Source organism: Novosphingobium sp. PhB57, assembly GCF_004342985.1.
GTDB lineage: Bacteria > Pseudomonadota > Alphaproteobacteria > Sphingomonadales > Sphingomonadaceae > Novosphingobium.
The window spans coordinates 481096-502428 of sequence record NZ_SMBO01000003.1 but is presented as its reverse complement, the minus strand read 5'-3'; the positions used below and the strand labels follow the sequence as shown (position 1 = coordinate 502428).

The 21333-nt window shown below is 66.2% G+C and carries 19 protein-coding genes; 9 read left to right on the top strand and 10 right to left on the bottom strand.

Annotated features, from left to right (window positions below; genetic code table 11):
- Positions 1–34: 34 nt before the first annotated feature.
- Entirely contained in the window at positions 35–1450 is a 1416-nt protein-coding gene (locus EDF58_RS12895; RefSeq protein WP_132265988.1) for an aldehyde dehydrogenase family protein, read from the bottom strand.
- A 99-nt stretch (positions 1451–1549) separates the two neighbouring features.
- Between EDF58_RS12895 and EDF58_RS12890 the strand changes: the two genes are divergently transcribed.
- The 5 genes from EDF58_RS12890 (at position 1550) to EDF58_RS12870 (ending at position 8185) form a co-directional block, all read left to right on the top strand.
- Complete coding sequence (locus tag EDF58_RS12890; RefSeq protein ID WP_207912949.1) at positions 1550–2452, top strand: LysR family transcriptional regulator; 903 nt, start codon at positions 1550–1552, stop codon at positions 2450–2452.
- A gap of 82 nt (positions 2453–2534) precedes the next feature.
- Entirely contained in the window at positions 2535–4373 is a 1839-nt protein-coding gene (locus EDF58_RS12885) for a sodium:proton antiporter (protein ID WP_132265984.1), read from the top strand.
- On the top strand, positions 4370–5005 hold the full coding sequence (locus EDF58_RS12880; RefSeq protein ID WP_243654228.1) for an OmpA family protein: 636 nt from the start codon (positions 4370–4372) through the stop codon (positions 5003–5005). Before EDF58_RS12885 ends, EDF58_RS12880 begins: the two co-directional genes overlap by 4 nt.
- Positions 5006–5122: 117 nt before the next feature.
- Positions 5123–5398 (top strand): hypothetical protein, encoded by a 276-nt coding sequence (locus tag EDF58_RS12875; protein WP_132265982.1) that lies wholly within the window; start codon positions 5123–5125, stop codon positions 5396–5398.
- A gap of 213 nt (positions 5399–5611) precedes the next feature.
- Entirely contained in the window at positions 5612–8185 is a 2574-nt protein-coding gene (locus EDF58_RS12870; RefSeq protein ID WP_132266283.1) for an HWE histidine kinase domain-containing protein, read from the top strand.
- A 28-nt stretch (positions 8186–8213) separates the two neighbouring features.
- Here the strand turns inward: EDF58_RS12870 and EDF58_RS12865 are convergent, their stop codons facing one another.
- Both EDF58_RS12865 and EDF58_RS12860 read right to left on the bottom strand, forming a co-directional pair.
- A complete protein-coding gene (locus EDF58_RS12865; RefSeq protein ID WP_207912947.1) occupies positions 8214–8597 on the bottom strand; it encodes a reverse transcriptase-like protein in 384 nt (127 codons plus the stop codon).
- Positions 8598–8693: 96 nt separating this feature from the next.
- The gene (locus EDF58_RS12860; protein ID WP_132265980.1) at positions 8694–11252 is read right to left on the bottom strand and encodes a TonB-dependent receptor; all 2559 of its coding nucleotides are present in this window, start codon (positions 11250–11252) and stop codon (positions 8694–8696) included.
- Between the two features lie 519 nt (positions 11253–11771).
- Here EDF58_RS12860 and EDF58_RS25855 point away from each other — a divergent pair.
- Complete coding sequence (locus EDF58_RS25855) at positions 11772–11948, top strand: hypothetical protein (RefSeq protein ID WP_165921397.1); 177 nt, start codon at positions 11772–11774, stop codon at positions 11946–11948.
- A gap of 32 nt (positions 11949–11980) precedes the next feature.
- Here the strand turns inward: EDF58_RS25855 and EDF58_RS12855 are convergent, their stop codons facing one another.
- On the bottom strand, positions 11981–13171 hold the full coding sequence (locus EDF58_RS12855) for an MFS transporter (protein ID WP_132266278.1): 1191 nt from the start codon (positions 13169–13171) through the stop codon (positions 11981–11983).
- 128 nt (positions 13172–13299) lie between these two features.
- Between EDF58_RS12855 and EDF58_RS12850 the strand changes: the two genes are divergently transcribed.
- The 3 genes from EDF58_RS12850 (at position 13300) to EDF58_RS12840 (ending at position 14982) form a co-directional block, all read left to right on the top strand.
- Positions 13300–14085: a helix-turn-helix transcriptional regulator gene (locus tag EDF58_RS12850; protein WP_243654227.1), complete on the top strand. Its 786-nt coding sequence runs from the start codon at positions 13300–13302 to the stop codon at positions 14083–14085.
- Between the two features lie 196 nt (positions 14086–14281).
- Positions 14282–14692, top strand: coding sequence for a hypothetical protein (locus EDF58_RS12845; protein WP_165921396.1), 411 nt, complete (start codon positions 14282–14284; stop codon positions 14690–14692).
- Positions 14693–14799: 107 nt separating this feature from the next.
- Positions 14800–14982, top strand: coding sequence for a hypothetical protein (locus EDF58_RS12840; RefSeq protein WP_132265977.1), 183 nt, complete (start codon positions 14800–14802; stop codon positions 14980–14982).
- A gap of 39 nt (positions 14983–15021) precedes the next feature.
- Here the strand turns inward: EDF58_RS12840 and EDF58_RS12835 are convergent, their stop codons facing one another.
- The 6 genes from EDF58_RS12835 to coxB all read right to left on the bottom strand — a co-directional run bounded on the left by EDF58_RS12835 (position 15022) and on the right by coxB (position 21246).
- On the bottom strand, positions 15022–15585 hold the full coding sequence (locus EDF58_RS12835; RefSeq protein ID WP_132265975.1) for a DUF924 family protein: 564 nt from the start codon (positions 15583–15585) through the stop codon (positions 15022–15024).
- Between the two features lie 91 nt (positions 15586–15676).
- A complete protein-coding gene (locus EDF58_RS12830; protein ID WP_132265973.1) occupies positions 15677–16708 on the bottom strand; it encodes a c-type cytochrome in 1032 nt (343 codons plus the stop codon).
- Positions 16705–17316: a cytochrome c oxidase assembly protein gene (locus EDF58_RS12825; RefSeq protein WP_132265971.1), complete on the bottom strand. Its 612-nt coding sequence runs from the start codon at positions 17314–17316 to the stop codon at positions 16705–16707. Before EDF58_RS12825 ends, EDF58_RS12830 begins: the two co-directional genes overlap by 4 nt.
- Positions 17313–17705, bottom strand: coding sequence for a hypothetical protein (locus tag EDF58_RS12820; protein WP_132265969.1), 393 nt, complete (start codon positions 17703–17705; stop codon positions 17313–17315). The genes EDF58_RS12825 and EDF58_RS12820 overlap by 4 nt, the downstream gene beginning before the upstream one ends.
- Positions 17702–20224, bottom strand: a complete 2523-nt coding sequence (gene ctaD, locus EDF58_RS12815; RefSeq protein ID WP_132265968.1) for a cytochrome c oxidase subunit I — start codon at positions 20222–20224, stop codon at positions 17702–17704. Before ctaD ends, EDF58_RS12820 begins: the two co-directional genes overlap by 4 nt.
- On the bottom strand, positions 20221–21246 hold the full coding sequence (gene coxB / locus EDF58_RS12810) for a cytochrome c oxidase subunit II (RefSeq protein ID WP_243654226.1): 1026 nt from the start codon (positions 21244–21246) through the stop codon (positions 20221–20223). Before coxB ends, ctaD begins: the two co-directional genes overlap by 4 nt.
- Positions 21247–21333: the final 87 nt, after the last annotated feature.

The window sequence follows — 21333 nt, the reverse complement described above, 5'->3', positions numbered from 1 at the left end:
GCGTCGCAAGGCGGGGCCCTGCGAAGCCGGCGGCTCAGGCCATGATGGCCTTGGCCTCCAGCAGGGCTTCGATGCCGAAGGCGCCGTTGTCCCGGCCGAGGCCCGAGTGCTTGAAGCCGCCGAACGGGGCGGTCATTTCCATCGGCGCGCCGTTGATGATGATGCGGCCCGCCAGGATGCGCTCGGCCACGGCGCGCGCCCTTTGCGGGTCGCCGCCGGCGACATAGGCGTGAAGGCCGTAGTCGGTGTCATTGGCGATGGCGACGGCCTCTTCGTCGCCCTCGTAGGGAATGATCGAAAGGACGGGGCCGAAGATCTCCTCGCGGGCAATGGTCATGTCGTTGCGCACGCCGGTGAAGATCGTCGGCTTCACGAACCAGCCCTCGGCCGCGCCTTCGGGCCGGCCTTCGCCGCCGGCCAGCAGGATCGCGCCTTCTTCCTGCCCCTTGCGAATGTAGGACTGCACGCGGTCCCACTGCCGCTGGCTGACCATGGGCCCGATCGTCGTTGCCGGATCGCGCGGGTCGCCGGACCGGACATGGGCCACGGCTTCCCGGATGCCGGTCTCGAACGCCTTCAGCAGGTGCGCCGGGACGAGAATGCGCGTGCCCGCGATGCAGGCCTGGCCGCTGTTGTTGAAGCCGGCGGCGAGCGCGAAGGGGATGGCAGCGTCAAAATCGGCATCGTCGAGCACGACCATCGGCGACTTGCCGCCCAGTTCCAGCGTGACTCGCTTGAAGGTCTCGGCCGCGGTGCGCAGGATCGCCCGGCCGGTGACCGTGGAGCCGGTGAAGGAGACTTTCGCGATATCGGGGTGGCCGCTGAGTTCCGCGCCGACCACGTCGCCCCGGCCATTGACGATGTTGAAGACGCCCGCCGGAATCCGTGCCTCATGCAAGGCTTCGGTGACGATCTGGGTTTGCAGTGCGCTCATTTCGCTGGGCTTGATCACGCATGTCGCCCCGGCCGCGATCACCATGGCCAGCCGGGCAGCGATGAACCCGGGATTGGCGTTCCAGGGCGTGATGATGGCGGCGACGCCGAGCGGTTCCATCGTTACCGTGGCGGTGCCCATCTGGCGCACGAAAGCATAGTCTTCCAGCGCCTTGGCCGCCTCGCGAAAGGCACCCACGGCGTAGTCCACCATCCAGGCGGAGCGTGAGACCGGCGCGCCGTATTCTTCGATCACGGCATCGAGAAGTTCGGCGCGGCGGGTCTCCAGGGCTGCGGCAAGGCGTTCCAGCATGGCGGACCGTTCGGCCTTGCTCGTCCGCGCCATCGCCGGGAAAGCGCGCCGTGCCGCAGCAACCGCCTTGCGGGCGTCGATCGCGTCGCCGAGCCGAACTTGCCCGATCACACCTGCGGTGGCCGGATTGTGGAGATCGAACAGTTCCGTGCCGTGCGGGGTCACGAACTGCCCGTCGATGTAGATGGTGTCGATGGTCTTCATGTCACTGGGTCCTTTCCTGGGAACCCGGCTGATGTAGTTCTGTGGAATTATCTGGATAAGCAGGATAGAACGGGATGGGTTGATGAAGGAATGAGGATAATGAAAGGCGGCCTGGCCGAATTCGAAGGCGTGGTGATGATCGCGCGTCTCGGCAGTTTTCGTGCTGCCGCCGAGGAATTGGGCCTGTCGACGTCGGCGCTCAGCCACGGCGTTGCGGCGCTGGAGCGGCGGCTAGGGGTGCGGCTGTTCAACCGAACGACCCGCAGCGTCTCGCCCACGGATGCCGGGGCGCAATTCATTGCCCGCATCGCCCCTGCGCTCGTGGAAATCGGCAGCGCCATCGAGGATGTGAACAGCCACCGCGACACGCCCGCCGGCACGCTGCGCATCAATACATCCGCCGGGGCTGGCCGCATGACCCTGACCCCGATTTTCCTCGAATACCTGGCGCGTTTCCCGGACATGAACCTGGTGCTGGCGACGGAAGGCCGGCTGGTGGACATCGTGCAGCAAGGGTTCGACGCCGGCATCCGGCTGATGGAACATGTGCCGCAGGACATGATCGCCGTGCCCATCGGTGGTCCGGTGCGGATGATCGTCGTCGCCACGCCGGGTTACCTCGCGCAATGGGGAACGCCGCAAGTGCCCGCCGACCTGCTGCATCACCGCTGCATCCGCGCGCGGCTGGCCACCGGCGCGATCTGGAAATGGGAGTTCGAGCGGCGGGGAGAGGCGGTGGAAGTCGACGTTCCCGGCGCCCTCGTCCTGGACGAGATGACGCTGATGCAGGAAGCGGTCCTGGCCGGTATCGGGCTGGCCTATCTCAACGAATGGTCGGTCAGGGAGCATGTCGCGCAGGGCCGGCTGGTGGCGGTGCTGGAGGATTGGAGCCCGCCTTATCCGGGCCTCACGCTCTATTATCCGGGCAACCGCCATACCCCGGCCGGTCTGCGGGCCCTGGTCCAGCTGATCCGGGAGCGAAACCTGGCGGAGGCCGGCTAGCGATCCGTTCAGGGGCTTGCTGGGGAAAAAAATTCGTGCCCGCCGGTTACCTTGGCTGCCCGAGATGGTTATGCCTCCCGTCATGCAGCAGCAAGCCCTCGTCTTCGCGCTGATCGGCTTCCTCGGTATCGGCGCGCAATGGATCGCGTGGCGTACCGGTTGGCCGGCCATTGCCCTTATGCTCGCCGCCGGTGTCCTTGCAGGTCCCGTCACCGGCCTCGTCGTTCCCGAACACACTTTCGGTGACCTGCTGGAACCGATGATCTCGGTCGCTGTGGCGCTGATCCTGTTCGAAGGCGGCCTCAGCCTCAATTTCCGCGAACTCAGAAAGACCGAAGGCGCGGTGACGCGCCTGATGATGATAGGCATTCCCGTGGGCTGGGTGCTTGGCGCCGTGGCCTGCTACTACGTCGCGGGGCTGGTCTGGCCGGTCGCGATCCTGTTCGCAGGCATTCTGGTGGTGACCGGGCCCACCGTGGTCATTCCCCTGCTGCGCCAGAGCAACATCGCGCCGCGGCCGCGCGCGATCCTGAAGTGGGAAGCGATCGTCAACGATCCCTTCGGCGCGCTCTGCGCCGTCATCACTTACGAATACCTGCGGCGGGCGGGAGAAGGCGGCACGCTGCTTTCGGTCCTGGCCGCCCTCCTGGCTGCCGCGCTCGTGGCGGGGCTCATCGGCTATGCCGTGGCCCGCGCCATCGCCTGGGCCTTCCCGCGCGGACATGTGCCGGAATATCTCAAGGCGCCCGTCCTGCTGGTGGCGGTGATCGGCACGTTCGTCCTCTCCAACATGATCCAGCAGGAAACGGGTCTCCTTGCTGTCACGGTGATGGGCGTGGCCATCGCCAACATGCGGCTGGATTCCCTGCGCGACATTCACCCCTTCAAGGAGAACGTCACCGTTCTCCTTATCTCGGGCGTCTTCGTGCTGCTGTCCGCCTCGCTCGACTTTGGAGTGCTGCGCCAGTTCGAGTGGCGCTTCATCGCCTATCTGCTGGCGCTGCTGTTCGTGGTTCGCCCGGCGACGGTGCTGCTGAGCCTGGCTTTCAGCAAGATCCCCTGGAATGAGCGGCTGTTGGTGGCATGGATCGCGCCGCGCGGCGTGGTCGCCGTGGCGATGTCCGGCCTTTTCGCGCTCCGGCTCGACCAGCTGGGTTACGGCGACGGCAGCATCCTGGTGACACTGTCGTTCTCGGTGGTCGTGGCCACTATCCTCGCGCATGGTTTCAGCATCCGCTACGTGGCGCGCTGGCTGAAAGTGACGGGCGCGCGCAAGAAGGGGCTGCTGATCGTGGGCAGCACTTCGTGGAGCCTCTCGCTGGCCAACCAGCTGCGTCAGCTCGACGTTCCGGTGATGATCGTGGACACCAGCTGGCAGCGCCTTTCCGTCGCCCGGCAGGCGGGCATTGCCACTTACCACGGAGAGATCCTGGCGGAATCGACTGACGAGCGCCTCGACCTCACGCAGTTCCAGGTCCTGGCCGCGACGACCGACAACGAAGCCTACAATGCGCTCGTCTGCAGCGAGTTCGCCCCGGACATCGGCCGGGACTCGGTCTATCAGCTCGGCGGGATGGGCGATGACGAGGACCACCGCAGCTTGCCCGAAGCCTTGCGCGGCCGCGCCATGTTCGCCTCCGGGATCGGCGTGGCGGAAATCGCCGAGCACGAACGCGCGGGCTGGGCCTTCCGCAAGACCCGCATCAGCGAGCAGTTCGACTTCGCCGATGCGCAGGCTGCGCTGCCGGAAGATGCGAACATGCTGTTCCTGCTGCGCAAGGACGGAAGGATCCTGTTCTTCACGCACGCCTCGCGGCCCACGCCGCAACCGGGCGACACGATCATTTCCTATGGCCCGTCGCGCCACGGCGAGCCCGAAAACACCCGCGACACGATTGAAAACAAGGAGGCGACAGCATGAAAAGCGCGCCCATGATCGCATCCGCGATCCTGCTGGCGGCCCTCGGCGGCTGCCAGCAGGGCACCGGAAGCGAGGGAGAGAGCACCGATAGCGCCACGCAGCGGGCAGCGCCCGATGGCGTCGTTCCCGACAGCGCCCTTCCTGACGCGGACGCCAGCGCCGCACCCGATCCTGCGGCGGACGAACCGAAGAAATCGATCATCCGCGCCGATGTCGATGTGGGGCCGACCCAGGCACCACCGGTCGAGACGGTCCACCTCGTCGTGCCCTATCCGGCAAAGGGCGCCAAGCCCGACGAGGCCGGGCGTGCGCTGCTGGACGGGTTGCTCACCACGCCCGCTTTCGCGGCCGGCGGGGCGATCACGATCTGGGGGCACAGCGACTCCCGCGGTTCGGATGCCGACAACCTGGCCGCCTCGCGCAGGCGGGCGGAAGCGGCGCGCGACTATCTCGAAAGCAAGGGAGTCGCGAAAGCGCGCATTTCGGTCGTCGCGCTGGGAGAGGCGCGCCCCATCGCGCCCAACCGCAAGCTCGATGGCAGCGACGACCAGGAAGGGCGCGCCAGGAACCGACGGGTGGAGGTGGAGATCGCCGCTCCGCAGCCCTCCGCGCCGGCCTCGCCGACGCCCTGAGGCAACGACGGGGCGGTTTCTCCGTTTGCGTGGTGCAGGCCGAACGCGCAGGGTTGCCGTCTCTTTCGAAACGAGCCTGCGCCTTCGGCCCCATGCCCTAAGGAGGAACACGTTATCATGACCCCCATCGAGCGAGCCGCACGCGCCGTGGTGCAGCAACAGTCCGCACCTGCGCGCTGGGAGGATCTGGCGGAGGCGGAGCAGGACCGGCTGAAAGCGGACATTGCCGCCGCCCTCCTGGCCCTGCGCGAGCCCGACGATCACATGGAAGCGGCCGGGGATCTCGCTCTGGAAAGCGCCAGCTGCCGCGCGATCTGGAGCGCCATGGTCGATGCGGCCTTGGCCGACCGGGACGAGCCCGATGCGACACCATCGCCCGATCCGCTCGCCTGACCGGCGGCGCGAATTCGCAGGCGCCGTGCGTCTCTCGCTTGCGCCTGACAGCAATCGGCGGCAGGACTTTTCGCGGTCGCAACGATTGCATGAATCGGCAGAGCCAGCAACTTGCCCGAGTTTCGCGAGTTGCACCCGGATTGCGGAATCAAAGGCGCATCCGGGCCGCGACCGGGCAGCCGAAGATCAAGAGGCGACGTGACGAACACTGGTATGACGGTCGATCTGACCAACTGCGATCGTGAACCCATCCACCTGCTGGGCGCCGTCCAACCCGTCGGCTACCTGATCGCCCTCAGCACGGACTGGGTGATCTCGCGCGTTTCCGCCAATATTGCGGCGCTGCTGGACGTTCCCCCTGAAAGTCTTGTCGGCCAGCCGTTTTCCGGCTTCATCCCGGCCTCGCTGATCCATGACTTGCGCAACCGCATGGCCTATCTGGTGTCTCCGGATTCGGTGGAGCGCATGTTCGGCGTGAGGCTGGTAGAGGGCGGGCAGTGCTACGACCTCGCGCTTCATCTCTCGCAAGGACAGATCGTCCTGGAATTCGAACCCGGCGTGCCGACCAGCGGGGATTCCAGCGGCATGGTACGCGCGATGATGGCGCGGCTGGACACCCGGCCGGACCTGGCCTCCTTCTACCGGGAAGGCGCACGCCAGGTCCGCGCGCTGCTGGGCTACGACCGGGTGATGGTCTACAAGTTCGCGGCAGGCGGCGACGGCGAAGTGGTGGCGGAGGCCTGCAAGGCCGGTATCGGATCCTTCAAGGGACTGCACTATCCCGCCAGCGACATTCCCCGCCAGGCGCGGGAACTCTACAAGCGCAACCTGCTGCGGGTCATTCACGATATCGATGCCGTGCCGGTTCCCATCGTGCCCCAGCTGGACGCCGAAGGTAAACCGCTAGACCTGTCGCTTTCGGTGCTGCGGTCGGTCTCGCCGATCCATATCGAATATCTTCGCAACATGGGCGTCAGGGCCTCGCTCTCGATCTCCATCGTCGTGGACGGCGAGCTTTGGGGGCTGTTCGCCTGCCATCACTATTCGCCGATCTCGCCCACGTTCGAGCGTCGCTCCGTCAGCGACCTTTTCGCCCAGATGTTCTCCATGCGCCTGGAAAGCCGGGAGCGCCGGGAGATGGCCGAATACGAGCGGCGCGCGCGCGATATCTCGGACCAGCTCCTCAGCGCCGTCGCGTCGGACGAAACGCTGTTGAAGGACCCCGACTGGCTTGCCGACATCCTGATGAGCGCGATCCCGGCCGATGGGGTGGGCGTGTGGATCAATGGCAACTACGCCTTTTCCGGGTCCGTGCCGCCCAGCGAGGACTTTCGCGCCATCGTCCGCGCCCTCAATGCCACGGCCGCGGGCAAGGTCTTTGCCACCGATCACATCGGCTCGCTGGTCAAGGGGGCCGGAAGCTATGCCGGGGACGCCGCCGGGCTGCTGGCCATTCCCATCTCGCGATCGCCGCGCGACTACGTCGTGCTGTTCCGTTCGGAAATGCGGCAGTCCGTGCGCTGGGCGGGAGATCCGCACAAACCGATCGAATATGGCCCGAACGGCCCGCGCCTGACGCCGCGCGAGAGTTTCGCCGAATGGAACGAGCAGGTGGAAGGCCGCTCCCGTCCTTTCCTGCAGCACGAGCTGCGGGTGGCCGAGACCTTGCGTGCCACGCTGATCGAAGTGGTGCTCCGCCTGGCCGACGAAGCCGCGGCGCAGCGGCAGCAGGCCAATGGCCGGCAGGAACTGCTCATCGCGGAACTGAACCACCGCGTGCGCAATATCCTGGGCGTCATCCGGGGGCTGGTGCGGCAGTCCCAGCCTGACGAGGATGCCGTGAAGGAATTCGTCGAGGTGGTCGATGGACGCATCCATTCGCTCGCCCGCGCGCACAACCAGATTACCGACGATCACTGGGGGCCGGCACCGCTGCAGGCGCTGATCGATGCCGAAGCGGCCGCCTTCGCCGCGCACAAGGAAAGCTCCATCCATTACGAGGGGCCGTCGATCCTGCTGAATCCGCAGGCCTATTCCTCCATGGCGCTGGTGGTTCACGAACTGGTGACCAACTCCACCAAATACGGCAGCCTCTCGGGCGAGGGGATCGTCCAGATCGCCTGGGAACGTGCCGACAACGACGACCTCATCCTGACCTGGACGGAAAGCGGGGGGCCGACAGTCAAGGAACCCACGCGCAAGGGTTTCGGCACGACCATCATCAAGCGTTCGGTTCCCTACGATCTGGGCGGCGCGGCGGACATCGTCTACGATCCGGCCGGGGTGCGGGCGACTTTCCGCATTCCCGCACGCCACCTTTCCGAACAGCGCAATTTCAAGGGCACCACGATCAAGCTGCCCAATCCGCGCCGAATTTCGCATGGACCCGCCCAGTCGAAGATGCCGATCCCGCACGATCTGCTGGCGGACATGTCGGTGTTGATCGTCGAGGACAGCCTGATCATCGCGCTCGACGCCGAAGACATCCTGGGCCGTTTCGGCGCGGAGATCGATACGGCTTCCAGCGCGGAAGGCGCGCATGGGGCGCTCGATGGCGGCATGCCGGACCTCGCGATCCTCGACATCAACCTGGGCGACCAGACCAGCTTCGGCGTGGCCGACCGGTTGACCGATGCGGGCGTGCCTTTCTTCTTCGCAACCGGCTACGGCGAACAGGCGCTGGTTCCGCAGGAGCATCGCTCGCGCATCGTCGTGCAGAAGCCCTATACGACGCACAATCTGGCGCGGGCCGTCGAAGACCTGCTGGGCCTGACGCCCATCGAATAGGACCAGCCGCTTCCCGCCCGCCCGGGCATCAACGTGGATGGCGGCGGGCGAGGGCTATGCCCGCCAGGTTCTGCTCGCGCTTGATCCAGCGAATGCGGGCGGGTCTGGCCTTGGCGACGAGGGCCAGAAATTCCGCCTCGTGGCGGTTGCGGGGTTCGCCGCGCTTCAGGGTCTCGTTGGCCTGGCGAACAACGGGAAGCGCATCGCCGACCAGCTCGATATCCTGCAGCCCCAGCGACTGCGCCAGTTCCAGCGCGCGGTTCAGCGCGCGCCATTCGGCATCCTCGTTGCTGCCCTGTCCCAGGTCTTCGAAGAGATGCACCGCGCCGCCGATGACGGCGGCGGCCTCGATCGGGCCGGGGTTGGGGCGGCAGCCGCCGTCGAAGAACACTTTCAGCCGGGATCGGGACATGCCGCGCTTGTGGTCCAGTTCGCGGTGAGATGCCAGCCGTCTCCGGCGCTTCGCAGGGCGAAAGGCCGGAGAACTGGCATGGGGGCGTGCGGGGCGTCAGCTTCCGAAGTTGAACTTCAGCCGCAGTCCATACATCCGCGGCGGGCCATAGGCGAAGTCCAGGATGCCGGAGCTTTCGTAGCCGCCGCCCGATGCGGTCTTGAAGCGCTTGTTGGTGAGGTTGGTGGCGAAGGCGGCAATGTCGAAGCCCGAGCCGAACACGTCGCTCCAGGAGGCATTGAGGTTGAAGAGGTTGGTGGCCGGGATCGTGACGCGCTGCGGGTTCGCGGCCGTGGCTGCGGTGAAGAAGTTGCCGTCCACCGCCTGGCTGGAGGTATAGGTATAGTTGCCGCCGAAGGACAGCGAGCCCGTCTTTTCGCCCAGCGGCACGTCGAGATCCGCCGATAGCGTCAGGCGGTTCTTCGGCGAATAGCTGAGCGGATCGCCTGGCTGGCCGCGCGGGATGATCTGCTCGAACGGGCTGTCCGGGCTGAGCGTGGGGGGCACCAGTTCCTTGATCTCGGTATCGAGGTAAGTGTAGCCCGCCGAGAGCCGCAGCCGCTGGAACAGGGTAATGCCCGTGTCCACTTCGACGCCCTGGATCTTCGACTTGCCCGCATTGATGATCGCTGCGCCGCCAGCAAGGCCGCTGCCCTGCTTGGCGATGAGGGCGCCGAACACCTGCTGGTCGCTGAAATCGTTATAGAAACCGGCAATGTTGAAATAGCCGGGCAGGGAACCGCGCAAGGTCAGCTTGGCGCCCAGTTCGTAGGAATCCACCTTCTCCGGATCCCATGTTTCGAGGCCGGGGTTGGTGAAGTTGACGCCGCCCTGGCGATAGCCGCGCGCATACTTGGCATAGAACAGCATGTCGGGCGTCGGCTTGAAGTCCAGGTCGATCAGCCAGGTCGGCCGGTTGGACTTGTTGGAAATCCGCGTGCTGCAAGCGGTCGTGTCGCCGCCGTTGGCGAGGAGGTTGACGGTGGGGTGATTGAGCACGTCGTTGCAGACGCGCCCGACAGGGATCGTGCCCAGTCCCGGTATCGTCGCCAGGTTCCAGCGGTTGCTTTCGGAGACGCCCACCGTCTTGTCGAACGTGTAACGGAAGCCGCCGGTAAGCGCGAACTGATCGGTAAAGTTGTAGGTGGCCTGCGCGAAGGCGCCGTGGTTGTCGAAATCGAAGCGCGTGCGCGATTCAGAGACCAGAGCGATGCCCAGGCTGGAAGCGGGCAGGCCCAGCGGCAGCACGCCGGAGCAGCCGAGGTTCCCGGCATCCGGGCAGTTCCCATAGATGCCGGTGCGCTGCTGGTTCCATCCGATCGGCCGGCTGAATTCCAGGTAGCCACCGATCACGTAGTTCAGCTTGCCATTGGCCGAGCGGCCCTGGAGCTGGAGTTCCTCCGTCGCGGTCGATTCCGCCGCTGCGTGATAATTGGGCTGGATGTCGAGCGCGATGTAGTTGAACGGCGCGCCCACCGTGACGTAGCCCAGCGACTGGAATGTGCGGGTGACCGGCGTGTCGGCGATGCGGAAGTTGTCGCTGTAGAGATTGAACGCCGAATCCTCCCGGAATTCGCCGTAGCTGGCGATGTTCTTCACCGTCATCGTGTCGCTGGCCTGCCAGGTCGTCGTGTTGATGACCTGCCATGTCTCCAGCAGGAAGCGCGGATCGGGATTGCTCACTTCCACGTCGAGCCTGCCGTCTCCGCGCGCGGCCTGCCGGTCGATCTGGGCGCAGGCGGCCGTTGCGGTGAAGTAGCGGGTGAACGGACCGCCTGCCAAAGGACTGGCCGCGTCGCGATCGCAGTTCTCGTAATGGGTGGCGTAACCGTTCGTGTCCGACCGGCTGTAATGGAAGATCGTGTAATTCTCGAGATTGGGCGTCAGGTCGGCGACCACGCTGAGACGGGCGTAGACGTAGTCGGTATTGTTGTAGGCGTCAGGCCCGATGCCGGAGCGGTTTTTCATGTAGCCGTCGCGCTTGTTGCGGTCCACCGCGAGGCGGACCTTGAACGTCTCCGCCAGCGGCACGTTGAGTGCCGCCTGGATCCGGCGCTGGTCGTAGTTGCCGATGGTGCCTTCGATATGGCCTTCGAACAGATCGGTCGGCCTGGTCGGAACCAGCAGGATCGCACCGCCGGTGGTGTTGCGGCCGAAGAGCGTGCCTTGCGGACCTTTCAGCACCTGCACGTTCTGCAGGTCGGTGAAGGTGCCGGCGCCCACGGTATTGCCGGAGGTCGTGCCGCCCTGCGCGCGAACGCCCACGACGTCCGCGAAATAGACGCCCACGGTGGGCGCCGTGGAGGCATCCTGGTTGAAACCGCGCAGCGAGAAACTGGCTTTCTCGGCGCCGTAGCGCGTGTTGACGGAAAGGGAGGGCGTATAGGTCGCCAGGTCCGATGCTACGACGATATTGCGCTTTTCGATGGTGGCGCCGTCATAGACCGTCATCGAGATCGGCACGTCCTGAAGCCGTTCTTCGGTGCGGCGGGCCGTAACGATGATGTCGCCGGGATTTATCGTCGGGTGGCTTTGCGCCAGTGCCGGCATCGCCGTCGAAGTGCCGCCCAGCACGGCGCCCATGATCATGACGCGCGTCAGCTTCCCTGCATTCATGCCTGTTCTCTCCTCCCGGTATCGTGTTTTTCTTTTTTGTTTTCCCACCGATATTGTTCTGTTTTCGGTGATGATTTGACTTTATCCCGCGCGCAGGCAGCCGATGCCGCGGCGGCGCGCGCAAGTGTTCGGTTCGGAATGATCTGGGTATACTGCCGAAAATCGCCGCAATTCGGCCGGGTTGTCCCGGCCGGTACTTGCTCCCTCGCTCCGTATCTTGCCCGGAGCGTAATGCGGGTGATGCCCGGTGAAAAGAAACTATCGTTTCGTTGCAACCCGTTGCCAAATCGCGCGCCGCGAAATTCGCGGTCTAACAAGAGCTTGGCGAATTAATCTTCCGTCACGGATTATTGTTAGTGCCGATGCAGACTATCGGGCGACCATGGTGCGGGCGGGCTTATCCGAGCCTTGCCAAGGGCCGGACGGGATTGCATGCAGCGGCCGATGCCCAGGCCGGAAGGCCGCTTGTCTGCGGGCTGTGAACCGCCCGGACCTGCGGCAGGAAACTGGAGATGACTTGTGTTTGCGATCGGCTGCCTCGCCCTCATCGTCCTTCCCCTTGCCGGACTGGCGCTGGGCGGGTTCCTGGCCGGGCCGCTCGGAGCGAAGTGGGGCGCGGGGGCGGGGTTCGCCATCGCCCTGGGACTGTGCGGCGTGACGACTTACGCGCTCGTCGCCGCCGCCCGCCGGCGCTAGCCCGGACCCTCCAGGGCCCGGCCCAGGTCGGTCTAGGCTTTGTTCACGCGCGGCAGGAATGCCGTCAGCAGGCCGATCGCCGGGAGGAAGGCGCAGACGTGGTAGACCGTCTCGATGCTCGTGCGGTCGGCCAGCCAGCCGAGCACGGCCGCGCCCAGACCGCCCATGCCGAACGAGAAGCCGAAGAACAGGCCCGAGATCATGCCGACTTTCCCCGGCACCAGTTCCTGCGCGAACACGACGATGGCCGGGAAGGCGGAGGCCAGGATCAGGCCGATCACCACGGTCAGCGGGCCTGTCCAGAACAGGCTGGCATAGGGTAGGAGCAGCGTGAAGGGCAGGGCGCCGAGGATCGAGAACCAGATCACGTATTTGCGCCCGAACCGGTCGCCCAGCGGCCCGCCCATCACCGTGCCGACCGCGACCGCGGCCAGGAAGGCGAAGAGGTGGAACTGCGCGTTCTGCACGGTGAGGCCGAAGCGGTGGATCAGGTAGAACGTGAAGTAGCTCGTCAGGCTGGCGAGGTAGACGTATTTGGAGAAGATCAGCGCCAGCAGGATGGCGATGCCGCGCGCGGCGTGGCCTTTGGGGAGGCCCGCGGAAAGCGTCGCCTTGCCGCCGGCCGCGAGCCGTTCCAAGCCATGACTGCGATACCAGGCGGCCACGTTCCACAGGACGGCGCCGGACAGCAGTGCCAGCAGCGCGAAGAAGGCCAGGCTGGACTGTCCCCAACGCACCACCACCAGCGCAGCGGCCAATGGCCCTAGCGCCTGACCGGCGTTGCCGCCCACCTGGAACAGCGACTGCGCGAGTCCGTGCCGTCCGCCCGCGGCCATGCGGGCCACGCGGGAGGATTCGGGATGGAACACGGAAGACCCCATGCCCAGCAGCGATGCCCCGACCAGCACCAGTCCATAGCTATGCGCGGCCGACAGCACGGTCAGTCCGGCCAGCGAGAACAGCGTGCCGCCGGGCAGGGCGAGCGGAGTCGGTCGCTTGTCCGCATAGAGTCCCACCAGGGGCTGAAGGATCGAAGCGGTGATCTGGTAGGCCAGTGTCACGAGGCCGATCTGGCCGAAACTCAGGCCCAGATCGGCCTTCAGCGCAGGATAGATCGCGGGCAGCAGAGACTGCATCATGTCGTTCAGAAGATGGCAGAAACTGATGGCGACGATCACGCCGAACACGGTTCCATTCACGGCCGCCTGTCTGCGATCGTCCATTGCCGGGCCGGACCCGCCTGCTGCCAATTTCTGGGCCATTTTTGCCGCCTCCTTCGCGGTCCTTTGCTCGTGGCGCCTCTCCTATTCGCTTTGAGATCGTCCCGCTTCGGCATATGGGTCAATCAATTATGATTGTGGGACATCGGATCCAGCAACGCCAGCCGGCGGATTACGAGGACGTGCCGCGGCCGGTCGTCGGTATCGGCAACGATTATCCGCCCTCGTTCGAGCTGGCGGAGCACAGCCATCGGCGGGGCCAGTTCCTCTATGCCTCGCGCGGCGTGGTGGCCGTGAGCACGCCGGATGGCGCCTGGGTCGCACCGCCGGAGCGCGCGGTGTGGATCCCTGCCGGAACGCCGCATTCGGTGCGGATGGTGGGCAAAGTGCAGACGCGCAGCGTGCTGGTGGCGCCTTCGGCGGGCGCGGCTCTGGCGGATACTTGCCGGGTGGTCGCGGTGTCCCCGCTGCTGCGGCAGCTTCTGGTGGCGGCGTCCGAAGTGCCCGCCGAATACGACCTGGAGGGCCGCGACGGACTGGTCATGGCTCTGCTGGTCGCCGAAATCTGCCAGGCGCCGGTCATTCCCATCGTCGTGCCTTTTCCGCGCAACCCTGCGCTGGCGGAACGCTGCCATCGCTTTCTGGAAAGCCCCCGCGCCGGAGACACGATCGAGCGATGGTCCGATGCCCTGGCGATGAACCGCCGCCGGTTCACGCGGCTGTTCCGACGGGAGACAGGCATGAGTTTCGCGGAATGGCGGCAGCAGGCCTGCCTCTCGGTGGCCCTGCCGCGGCTGGCTGCCGGCGATTCCGTCACCGCCATCGCGCTCGACCTCGGTTACGATGGGCCGGGGAATTTCTCCACGATGTTCAAACGCGTGCTGGGCGTGCCGCCGAGCCGTTACCTGCAGCAATAGTGGACCGGAATTATCCTAGATTAACTTTTTGAAGTCCGGCCGGTCTTCGTCGTTGACAGCGTTGTCACTGACCAGCGCTTAAGTCATGCGCTTCAGCGGGCGCGCAGGAGTCGCGGGGCGTTAACAGCTGGGGGCGATGGGTAGAAAACTTGGGGAAGAGGGTTTCGGCGGGCTTGGGCCGACGCCGGAGAGTGGCTTGTCCGGGCATGTATCCGCAGGCGGGCCAGACGGCCATCCAGGTGGCGAGGGGCTGGGTGACGGGGCCGCGGAAGGCGATGCTGGTCTGCTGCCCCTGGCCGAATATATCTATCGATGCCGCCGGATCCGCGATGAAATGCTCGGCGCGGATTTCTTCGGGGAGCCGGCCTGGGACATTCTGCTCGACCTTTTCATCGGCCAGTCCCGCAAACCCGCGGCGCCGCTCGGCACCTCTTCGGCCAATACGGTGCTGCGCTGGCAGAACGTGCTGGAAGCGAAAGGGCTGGTGACGCGCTGTACGGATGCCGCGTCGGGCGGCAACCATGCCTGTCTTACCGACAAGGGGCAGGCGCTGATGCGCGATTACTTGCGGCGGGCCGCGCGCAGTACCGGAAAGGTGAATATTTGACTATCCAATGGGAGTCATTCGTAATTCTACTTGGTTCGGAGCGTTCCTTGGCTTAGCCTGTCTTCTTGGACCTAGGGGGGATAGGCCCGAGGGGGAGGAACGGTCTGATGGCACTCACCAACCAGGAACAGCTTGTCCTTGAGCTGCGCAGCATTACGCACTTGCTGCAGGAAGCCATAGGCCGCCTCGACGCCTGCGGTCAGGATCTCGCGGCGATTCACGTCCAGACGGCTCTCGATGTCCTGCGGGACAAGGGCGGCGACGACGATTGGATCATGTTGCGGAACTGAGTGGCAGGGCGCGGGCGGGTTGGGAGCCTTGCGCTGCGATCAGGATGCCGGTTCGCTGCTGTTCAGATGTTCGATCTCTGCGGGACTGGAATTTCGGCCAAGAGCGAGATTGCGCCCCGGGAAGCGCCCGAAGGCGGCAATTTCGGCGCTATGGCCCGAAGCGAAGCCCGTCACCTCTTCGGCATAGTCGCGCAGGGCCTTGAAGCGTTCGACGCTCATGGCCTGGAGGACGGGGTCTTCGGCATGCATCAGCGGCATGTAGAAGAACTGGCGCTGCGCAAAGCCGAGGGTTTCGTCCATTCTGGCGGCTATGCCCTCGACGGCGAGGTGCTGCGCGGCGGGATCGTTGGCAAAGGCCAGCGCCGTGCCCCGATGGATATGGCGAGAGAACTGGTCGAGCACGAGTATCAGCGCCAGCCGCCCGAGCGGGGTCTCGGCCCAGTCCGCCAGCGCGCCTTCTGCGGCCTGGGCGTGAAGCGCGCCGAAACGGGAACGCACCGCGGGGTCCAGGGCCTCGGCGGTCTCGAACCAGTCTTTGGGAGAGAGTTCGCGGAACCAGAAGTTCAGCACGTCTTCCCGGGGGTCGTTTCCGCTTTCGGTCATGCCGATTTTGCCTTTCAGTGGAGCCTTTTGGTTTCGGGAACGCATGAGGCGCGCCGCTGGCTGCGCTGCGCGGGCGAATCCCGGGTGAAGGTCAGCGCGCGGTAGCGTCCCCGGACAGGGCCTTGGCGAGAGGATCGATTTGCGCCTCGGGAATGCGCCGGGCGATGACGGCCATCGGGTCGCGCGGCTTATGTGCGTCGATCACGGTTTCCTCGCCCCGCCATTGCCGCAATCTGGCGGCGAGGTAGTCCGCCCGCTGGCCGCCGAGCGCGGGCGCTGCCTTTCCGGGCGCGTGGCAGGTGGTGCAGGCAGGCAATTGCTGCGCGGGCAGTCCATCCGAAACGATGGCATGGGCGGCGAGGAGGGATTGGTCGCGCAGCCCCGGTTGCCGTGCGTAATGGCGGGCGGCCTGGCGCAACTCCGCGTCCGAGAGGCCCGATGCCGCAACCTGCATGACCGCACCGTGGCGCTTTCCGGAAGCGAAGTCGCGCAGGGCGGCGAGGAGATAGCTTTCCTTCTGCCCGGCGATCACCGGGATATCGGCCTGGCCGCGCCCCAGGCCGTCGGTTCCGTGGCAACCCGTGCAGCTGGCAAGAGCAGCGTCGCTGCCCGGCGCAGGCGCGGTGAGAGCCTCGTACTCGGCCGGGGTCATGTTCGGCAGGCGGCGCAGGAAGCCCACCATGCGGCGCACTTCGTCCGGTCGGTCGCCGGCCGGCCAGGCGGGCATGCCGGTGAATTTCACCCCGTGACGAACGATCCAGAACAGCTCCTTGTCGCCATATTCGCCCACCACGCGCGCAAGGTCCGGTGCGGGCGGCGTGGCGGACTGCATGACCGGCGATGGCGGCATGCCGGGCGCCCCGTGGCACACCGCGCAGGACTGCCGGAAATGGCCCGCCGCGCTGACGAGGGCGCGGTCGTCGCGCACGCGCTCCGGCGTCTGGAACGCGCTGTAAGTGCGCGCGGAGTTCTGCATGGTCCAGTGGAGGAACCAGTCGGTGATCGCCCAATGTCCCGAAGAAGCGGCGATGGGGAACAGGCCGGACCAGGCAAATCCCATGCCCAGCGCGAAGAGGGTGAGCAGCGCCAGGATCAGGCGTTTCCAGGTCAGTTTCACGGTCATTTCGAAGGTTCCGGCTTGGCTCTCAGCAGTCCCGCAAGAAGGGCAATGCCGCCGAGGAAGTAGCTTGCCCCGCCGATCACCAGCATGGCGACCCCGCCAAGCTGCTGGTCGGCCAGAGGGTCAAGGCCGAACGGCGCGCCGTGGTGGTGCATTCCGGGCATTCCCGAGCCGTAAAGCGGGCGCGGGGCGAGGCCGATGAGCACGCCCAGCAGCGTCATATGCATGGATGTCAGCAGAAGCGCACCGATCCCGGCTGCGCGCTGGGGGGTGTGGATCGCGGCGCTCCAGAGCAGCAGTCCAGCGCCCAGGAAGCTGGCGTATTCCGCGGCGCCCAGCCAGGGTGCGGCGTCGGCGGCGCGGCGCACGGCGGGCAAGTGCCACGCCCAGACGGCGACCAGTTCCACCAGCATCATCGCCATCGGCGTCACCAGGCGGGGCCAGCGGCGCGCAGGATCGAGAGCGGTTTCGGCCAGGCCGAATGCCAGCAGCGGCGCGGCCACGGCCACGGCGATCATATGCGCGGTCATGTGGCCGGTCATGCCGAAGTGCGCGCAGGCAAGGCCCAGCGGCACGAGCAGGAACCCGGTCAGGAGCGCAGCCCGCTTCACCGGCAGTCTCCGATGAACACCACCGGCAGCGCGGTGAAAAGCACGCCCACGAAGCTCAGTCCGGCCAGCAGCAGGGTTGCCTTCGCCAGAAAACGCAGCCGGTCGATGTCGGTCCCGTCCTGGTGCGGCGGTGGGCTGCCGGGCATGCGGACCTGCCGGTGGGCGATCCAGCCCGACAGGGCGATGGCCGCCAGGGCCAGCACCGTCCCGGCCACGAACAGCGTCGGGAACCGGGCGAAGTCGCCTTGCTTGGCGCAGGATATCGCCGCCCAGAGGTAGGAAAACAGGAAATGGGCCGCCCAGACCGTGGGCGGCACGATCAGGGTCCAGAGCGTGACTTGCAGCCGCTCGTGCCATTTCCTGCGGTCGCCGCGCGGGTCTTCGCTCATGCCACCTCCGGGAACAGGCCGATGGTGGCATAGGCGCAGGCGGCGGTGAGCGCGAAGAAGTGCATGTAGACGGTGACGTTGCGAATATCCGCGTCGTGATGCGGGGTCATCCGCCCTGCCAGGCTCCGCGCGAGAACATAGGCCTGCATGATCGCCGCGACGGCGGCATGAAGGCAGGTCCAGATCGCCAGCGTCCAGACGATTGCTGGGTAGCTGTGTGTGGCGGGATCCATGCCGGAGAGCCAGGGCCCCGCCAGTCCGGCCGGGACACCCGCCAGGCTGGTGGCCAACCCGAACAGCAGCAGCAATCGGCCCGCACCGATGCCACCCCGCGCGTGGATCTCGCGCGCGGCGACCGTGGCGACCCAGCCCGCAAGAGCCAGCATCAGCGCGATCATCGGCCAGAAGATGCCGGGCGCCGCGGCCATGTCGGGCGGCGGAAAGTCGGCATGCCGGGTCCAGAAGAAGAAGTAGCCGAACAGCAATCCGGAGAAGGCCGTGGCGTCCGCCATCATCGTGATGAACATGGCCCACCAGCCCGGAGAGGCTCCGCCCGAGATGTAGAGCGGCAGCTCCATGCCGTGCCCGATCGGTTTGCTGGGCTTTTCGGGAATTTCCGCCGTTCCGGTCCAGAGCCACCAGAGCACCATGGCCAGCGTCGCCACGCCCGAAACCAGCGCCAGCCAGTAGAGATGATAAGTGGTCAGGATGAACACGCCGCCAAGCGCCAGGGCGGTGAGCATCGGTTTCCAGCTGGGAGCGCCCAGGCGAATGACCGAGACCGGGCGCGCGTCCAGCACCGAGGTGATGATCGTCTCGCGCCGGCCTTCCTCCGCATCGGGCAGGAAATAGCGGCCTTCGTCCACCTTGCGCACGAAGTCTTCCTGATCCCAGATCGGATAGCGGCTCTCGATCAGCGGGATCGAGCGGATGCCCCAGTTCTCGTCCTGCGGATGGGCCAGCCATTCGAGCGTTCCGGCCTGCCAGGGATTGCGCGGGGCCATCTGGCGCCAGGGCGAGCGGCACAAGTCGAGCACGATCACCGCAATCCCGGCGGCGATCACGAAGGAGCCGATCGTGGAGGCCATGTTCAGCCCGCCGAGGCCAAGGTCGGCCGGATACGTGAACACACGGCGCGGCATGCCCTCCAGCCCCGAAAGATGCATCGGGAAGAAGCACAGGTTGGCACCCACGAAGATCAGCCAGAATGCCGTGCGTCCCAGCCGGTCGGACAGTTTCTTGCCGGTCACCAGCGGCCAGTAGTAATAGAGCCCGGCAAAGAGCGGCATCAGCGTGCCGCCGATCAGCACGTAGTGCAGGTGGGCCACCACGAAGTAGGTGTCGTGCGCCTGCCAGTCGAACGGGGCGAGCGCGACCATCACCCCGGTCAGCCCGCCGATCACGAAGATCGCAAGGCTTCCGGTGGCGTAGAGCAGCGGCGTGGACCAGACCACGCGGCCCGCCCAGAGGGTGACGATGAAGACGAAGATCTGCACGGCCGTCGGGATCGCCACCGCTTCGGACGCCGCCGAGAAGAAGCCGAGGCTGATCTTCGGCAGGCCCGTGGCGAACATGTGGTGGACCCATAGCCCGAACGAGAGGAACGCGGTGCCCACCGCCGCCAGCACGATCCAGGGATAGCCCAGCAGGTGGCGCCGCGCGAACGTGGGCACCAGCATGGCGAAAAGCGCGATGGAGGGCAGGAAGACGATGTAGACTTCCGGATGGCCGAAGATCCAGAACAAGTGCTGCCACAGCAGCGGATCGCCCCCGCGCGAGGCATCGAAGAAGGGCCAGTCCAGCAGGCGCTCCATCTCGAACAGCACATCCCCGGCGATCAGCGGCGGGAAGGCGAAGAGGATCATCACCGCTACCACCAGGATGTACCAGGCATAGAGCGGCATGAGGTTGAGCCGCATGCCCGGCGGACGGCACTGGAGCACGCCCACGATCAGCTCGACCGCAGCGGCGACCGACGACACTTCGATGAAGGAAAGCCCCAGCATCCAGATATCGGCGCCGAGACCGGAAAGGTCGGTTCGGGTGGTCAGCGGCGGATACATGAACCAGCCGCCGTCCGGCGCAGCGTCGAAGAAGATCGATCCCGAAACGAACACGCCGCCGATCAGGAAGGACCAATAGCCGAAGGCGGAAAGCCTGGGGAAGGGCAGGTCCCGCGCGCCCAGCAATTGCGGCAGGAGGATGATCGATACCGCCTCGAACATCGGCACGGCGAAAAGGAACATCATCACCGAGCCGTGCAGGGTGAACAACTGGTTGAACGTGCCCGGCCCCACCAGGTCGTTGTCGGGCACCGCGAGCTGCGTGCGCATGATGAGCGCCAGCACGCCTGCGAAGAGCATGAAGGCGAAGGCCGTGAGCACGTACCAGTTGCCGACCTGGTTGTTGTTGGTGTCCGTCCAGCGCAGGAAAAGGCCTTTGGGCGGCGCCCAGACTTCACGCAGGCGTTGTTCCTGCGCGGCGCGGAGGGCGGGATCGTCCTGGTCGTGCAGGCTCATCGCGCGTTCTCCGCCTTGGTCTGCTTCAGCCAGCGGGCAAGGGCCAGGGCTTCCTCCTGCGTGAGATGAGTATAGGCGGGCATGCGGGCGCCCGGTTTGAAGCGATGGGGATCGCGGATGAAGGCGGCGGTATGGCCGTCCGTCGGTTCGAGAATCCCGGCGCCAAGCGTCAGGCGCTCGCCGAAGCGGGTGAGATCGGGGCCGATGCGGGCCTGGGCCGATGTGCCGGCGAGGGCGTGGCAACTTCCGCAGCCCTCGCGCGCGAACAGTGCTGCGCCGCGGTCTTGCGTGCGGCGCGGGGGAATGCGGGCGGCGGTCAGCCAGGCATCGAAGGCGGCCGGTTCCATGGCGATGACGTCGAAGGCCATCAGCGCATGGCTGAGGCCGCAGAACTCGGCGCAGACCCCGCGATAGGTGCCGGGCTTCTCGGCCTTGACGACCAGCCGGTTGGTGCGGCCGGGGATCATGTCCATCTTGCCGGCAAGGCCGGGGATCCAGAAACTATGGATGACGTCCGTGGCGGTGAGTTCGAACACGACCGTCCGGCCGACCGGGAGGCGCACTTCGTTGGCGGAGAGCAGCAGCGGCTCCGTCCGGCCGTTTAGGCCTTTGTCATCGCTCCGCGCGTAAGCGACGCGCCACCAGAACTGCTCGCCCTCTACGCGGATGTGCAAATCGCTGTCGCCGGTGGGAAGGGGGCGCATGGCCGGAAGGGCCCAGACCAGCAGCGCGGTCAGCACCACGGTCGGAACCACGGCGCCGAGCCAGAGGACGAGACGCATGCCGCTCTGGTGAGTGAGCTTTCCTTCCGGAGCCCGCGCTGCGACGAAGTATATCGCGGCCATTCCAAGCGCGATGACACTGCCTCCCGCCGCCAGCACCGCCGTCAGCCAGAGCGTGGAGCGCGCCTCCAGCCCGAACGGCGCCAGCGCCGACTGATGCCCGTTGCAGCCCGCCAGCACCAGCGTCGCCACGGTAACGGACGCTAAGGTAACGGACGGTGCGGCAATCGATTTTCGCAAGACGACATTTCCCCTGACTCGTTCGGGGGCAACGCGTCAGGGGCCGCCGGGTTCGAGCGAAAGCGGCGAACGCGGCGTTACAAATGG